Below are 4,430 nucleotides of genomic sequence, written 5' to 3' on the forward strand. Positions count from 1 at the left end.
CCTTTCTTTTATTCTAAAGATATTTTATCTTTTATGTTAAAAATTCTATATAAAATAATTTTATTTTTATCGTTTTTATAATACTCTAAATCTACTAAAAAATTAAATCCATAAGGATTTTTCAAAACTTCTTCGGCTATTTTCTCATCACTAAAACTAACATCAACCGCATAAGGACTTAAAGCATCGCACTTTGCCTTATGTTTTGTTTTATTGTCTATTTTATTTGTAGTTTTATACATCGTTATCAAAGCATTTTCATGTATCTTTTGATATTCAATTTCCTTTTTTTCGCAAATGTAATTAGCATTTTCATAAATAAGCTTAGCTTCATCACTATTTATTCTCAAAAGTTCTTCACCTTTATGATTGATAAAAAAAGTATTTTGATTTATAGTAACGGGTGCAAATATATTTTTTAAATTATTGGCATTATACTTAGTAAAATGCGGATTTTCTTCTATTTCTTCTATACTTTTTGATTTGATATTTTTAAAAGATATGATAAGTTCTATAAATTCATTTAATGCTTGAATAGGTGCAATAATAGGCAAAACTTCTCCTGCTATTTCAAAAACCAAAGAATATATATCACTACCAGTTTCAACTTTTTCTAAAAAAATTTTACTTTGTGTTATACCGTGCTCTTTTGATATAAAACTATCCATTAATTTTTGAAAACTTAACAAAGAATTAGCCATTATCCCAAGTTCTATGTTTTCTTCATGGATAATTTTTATTTTAAAATTAACAATATTTTCTTTCTCTTCTGTCATATTACTCCTTTCTTTTAATTTCTTAATTTTATCAAAAAGTTTATAAACACCTTCTAAAGTCCATTTGATTACTCTTTGTCTTCCGCCTTTTGTTTGCTCATAATCGTAGAAATAGTGTATATTTTCTATGAACTCATCAGCGTTTCTTAAAAAATGTTTTGCGATTGAATTTTTGGTAACTTCATAAAATGAAGCAACTTGTATTGAGGTATTATTTTGTATTTGTGATAGCATATTAACCCTTTCATTTTATGCTTTGAAAGGGTTGTTTTGATTTTAGTGCTTACTTTCTTTCGTTTTGTCTTTTAGAGACTTATTTTGCTTATAAAATAGATAGCAAGTATAAGCAAAGAGTATAACGCTTACCCCTGCGATAATGTTTAAACCTATCTCATTCATCCTTTTGCCTCCTTTGCATAAGAATACATATAGCCATAATCCCGACGCTAAAAGCAGTTATGATAAAGCTTTGCGGTTTAAAGTCAAAATTCATTAATGCGAAACTCCCATTAACAAATAAGCCAAGCCCTATGTTTTTAATTAATTCTAACATAGCCAAATTCTAACACAAAAATCTTAAACAACCCTAATTCAAAGAACATAAATTACTAAAATCTCGCTTAACTCCTTTTGCGTGATATTTAACTCTTTACAAACTTCTTTAACAATGTTTTCTTTCTCCATTTTATTCCTTTTCATCTGTGATAAATCTAAACTCTGCTTTTTTTGCTGTTTCTATTTGCGCTTGGGTTAAAATACCTTCTTCTCTTGCTTTTAAATATAAATCAGCCACTAAGGGTAATATATCCGCATTATAACCTTCTTTAACTTTGCTGTTTTTATCTAAATATGAAATTCGGCTGATCTGAGTTTTAAGTTCCGAAGAAATCAGCGGTTGGAGATTTTTTGCATCCATAAAAGCGGGTATTTGATCTAGCCTTGCATTTCCTCTTGGTTCTCTTCCTAAGGCTCTAAATACTCCGCTATGGGTAATAATTCTTACTCCATTTTCTAAAACTGCCACATCAATAGAGCTTTCATTTATTTTTAAAACACCATCTGCCAAAGATTTTAGTAGTTTCTCTTCTGCCATGCTACTCCTTTATCTCGCAAACTAATTCTATATCGCAATTTTTAGGATTGGTAAAACATTCAAAGGCTTGTTTAATTCTAAAAAATGGGTCATTTAGTTGGTTTATACCAAAATTATTCCCACAAATAGGGCAAACATACAAAGAATGCCCTATAAACATAGAAAATTCGCTTTTACATTCTTTGCAAGTGATTTTAATTTTTTTAATATCCTTAATATTTGTCATTTTATTCCTTTCTTTTGTTTTTATAATTTTATCCAAAGTAATTTATAAACGCCTTCTAAAGTCCATTTGATTGTCTTATTTTTAAAAGAATTTTCTACTAAAAAATAATGTGTGTTTTCTATAAACTCATCATTATGCGTCCTAAGATGTTTTGCTATCGTTAAGCCTGTTGTTAAGCCATAATTAATAGCGATTTGTTCGTTTGTAAAAATTAAATTTGAAGTGATATTTTGCATAATCCTACCTTTTGCTAATTATAAAAAAGTAGGATTGTAGTTTTATTTAGTGTTGTGTTTTGTGTTTTTCTTTATAAAATGTATAAACTAAAGCTATTGAAACTATAACTAAAGTTACCGCACCAATTCCTAAAATGATTTCCATTTTAACTCCTTTTAGATTTAATTTCGCCAAGCCCTGAAAGAAACATAATTAAAATGCCTTCAGCTATAGCATAAGTCGCTTGACTTTGTGGAACATCGCTAAATTGCAAAGCAAAAGCTCCATTTACAAAGATACCTAAACCTATATTTCTTCCTGTGTTAAAAATAAGTTCTAACATTTTTTCCCTTTTTAAAAGTTTAGCACACTAAATAAAATTTAACAATATATTTTTACAAAATTCCTTAATTTCCTGTGCTGTCATTTTTCTCCTTTATTTAAAACATAAATTTAAGGCTCATTTCTAAAGCCCTATTTACAATACTTCTTATAAGCTCATCTCTTCCTGTACTTAAAGCTTTTCTAAGTTGCACTCCTAAGCCATCTTGTTTTAAAAGCTGTAAGGCTTTCGGTTTTAAAATAGCTTTTTTAACTTTTCCGCTTTCTAAATCCATACTCTCAAAATCCAAAAAATGATTATTTTTTAGGTAATTTATCGTATGATAAGCGTTTAATTGATGTGTTAAAAACTCTTCATATTCTAGTTTTGGGATAAAATCAAAAAAGTTAAAATCGCTTGGAATAGGAAAGGTACTATAAAGTTCTCCCAAAGTTTTTGCCGTATAGCTTTCAAAAAGCTCAATATTTTCACTCATTTAAATCCCCATTTATTGCAAAGCAAATTTAAATCCGTATTTGTCTTTAAAAGTTCATCAAAATAAAGCTCTAGTTTATCAATATAAAGTCTAGCGCCTTTTAAATCATCATTTTGTATATTTTTAATTGCTAGATTTTTACTATCTTTGATAAGTCTTTGAAGCTCATCTTTTTTATCTTTAAGCTCAGTTAAACGACCTCTTGCGTAAGTAATTGTTTCTTCTTGCATTTTAATCCTTTATCTCGTACAAAATTCGATTAAATCATCAATATCATTTAAATCATTTTTAGAAAAGTATAAATAAGCTTTAGGACTGATTAAAACTCCTGAAAAATCGCCATTGTTTTCTTTGTCGTATTTTAAAACTTTGCATTCTTTTAGAAAATGAATACAAGAGCTAAAGTCTATTTTGTATTCTTTACAATCTTTGTTAAAGTCATCTGAAAAAAGTATGCTTTGATTTGGAAAATCATTTAAAAGTGTTTTTATAATACGTTTTGAAATAAGCTTAAAAGCTTTGAAGTTTTCCATTAATTCTCCTTTATTTTATCAAAATTTTACTTAAGCAAATAGACTACTTTCTATGTGTTTAAACATAATTTCATTAGCACTTTTAAAAAAGTCTTTTTTAATCTCAAAGCCATAAGCTTTGCGGTTTAAATTTGTAGCTGCTAAAAGAGTGCTACCACTTCCAGCACATGGATCTATAACAACATCACCTGCATCTGTAAAAATAGTGATTAATCTTTCTAGCAATTTAACAGGCTTTTGTGTGGGATGTATTTTAGGAATACCTTCATCTTTTTGCCAATCCATGCAGTTATAAATCATCTTGCCATCATTATTAAATTTTGGAAGTTTTTCACGATATAAGATTAAAGCATATTCACAATTTCCAACTATTCTCATATTTGCTTTTAAAACTTGAGATGAGCTTTGTTTTCTAAAAACCAAATTTATATAATGATTAAAGCCATATTTTTTAGCTACTTCAATTAACATTGCTTGTTGCTCAAAAGAGCAAAAAACAATCATGCAAGGACTTTTACCGCATTCTTTAGGTTCTTTTATAAGCATTTTTGAACAAAAGTGCATAAATTCGCTAACTCTAAAATCATTATCTGTATCAAAAAATGCCTTGTTTGCTTTTTTGCTTTTTCCATTTTTATTATCCCCATTTATATACCATTTAGGAGATGAAGCATAAGCATTGTTGTCTAAATTATAAGGAATATCAGCTATTACAAGCTGTGCTTTTGGTATATTATATCTTTTAAAATTTTGAAAATGGTCGTTATA

General features: G+C 27.9%; 9 protein-coding genes. All 9 read right to left on the bottom strand.

All coding sequences use genetic code 11. From position 1 onward, the window contains the following. Positions 1-8: 8 nt before the first annotated feature. The gene (locus BGS43_RS10040) at positions 9-1,010 is read right to left on the bottom strand and encodes a hypothetical protein (protein ID WP_257841423.1); all 1,002 of its coding nucleotides are present in this window, start codon (positions 1,008-1,010) and stop codon (positions 9-11) included. 451 nt (positions 1,011-1,461) lie between these two features. Further along, positions 1,462-1,869, bottom strand: a complete 408-nt coding sequence (locus BGS43_RS03145; RefSeq protein ID WP_079750849.1) for a hypothetical protein — start codon at positions 1,867-1,869, stop codon at positions 1,462-1,464. A gap of 1 nt (position 1,870) precedes the next feature. Further along, entirely contained in the window at positions 1,871-2,095 is a 225-nt protein-coding gene (locus BGS43_RS03150; RefSeq protein WP_002782767.1) for a hypothetical protein, read from the bottom strand. A 20-nt stretch (positions 2,096-2,115) separates the two neighbouring features. Then, positions 2,116-2,331: a hypothetical protein gene (locus BGS43_RS03155; protein WP_002792837.1), complete on the bottom strand. Its 216-nt coding sequence runs from the start codon at positions 2,329-2,331 to the stop codon at positions 2,116-2,118. A gap of 146 nt (positions 2,332-2,477) precedes the next feature. Further along, positions 2,478-2,654, bottom strand: a complete 177-nt coding sequence (locus BGS43_RS09760) for a hypothetical protein (protein ID WP_002782679.1) — start codon at positions 2,652-2,654, stop codon at positions 2,478-2,480. Between the two features lie 97 nt (positions 2,655-2,751). Continuing rightward, positions 2,752-3,129, bottom strand: a complete 378-nt coding sequence (locus tag BGS43_RS03160; RefSeq protein WP_096568741.1) for a hypothetical protein — start codon at positions 3,127-3,129, stop codon at positions 2,752-2,754. Further along, positions 3,126-3,359, bottom strand: a complete 234-nt coding sequence (locus BGS43_RS03165; RefSeq protein WP_002782536.1) for a hypothetical protein — start codon at positions 3,357-3,359, stop codon at positions 3,126-3,128. Before BGS43_RS03165 ends, BGS43_RS03160 begins: the two co-directional genes overlap by 4 nt. Before the next feature lie 9 nt (positions 3,360-3,368). Continuing rightward, positions 3,369-3,662, bottom strand: coding sequence for a hypothetical protein (locus BGS43_RS03170; RefSeq protein ID WP_058001833.1), 294 nt, complete (start codon positions 3,660-3,662; stop codon positions 3,369-3,371). A 30-nt stretch (positions 3,663-3,692) separates the two neighbouring features. After that, positions 3,693-4,430: DNA-methyltransferase (locus BGS43_RS03175; protein ID WP_096568744.1), on the bottom strand; the 738-nt coding region annotated here is incomplete at its 5' end.

This window comes from Campylobacter sp. 110 (assembly GCF_002383965.1).
In the GTDB taxonomy this organism is placed as follows: domain Bacteria; phylum Campylobacterota; class Campylobacteria; order Campylobacterales; family Campylobacteraceae; genus Campylobacter_D; species Campylobacter_D coli.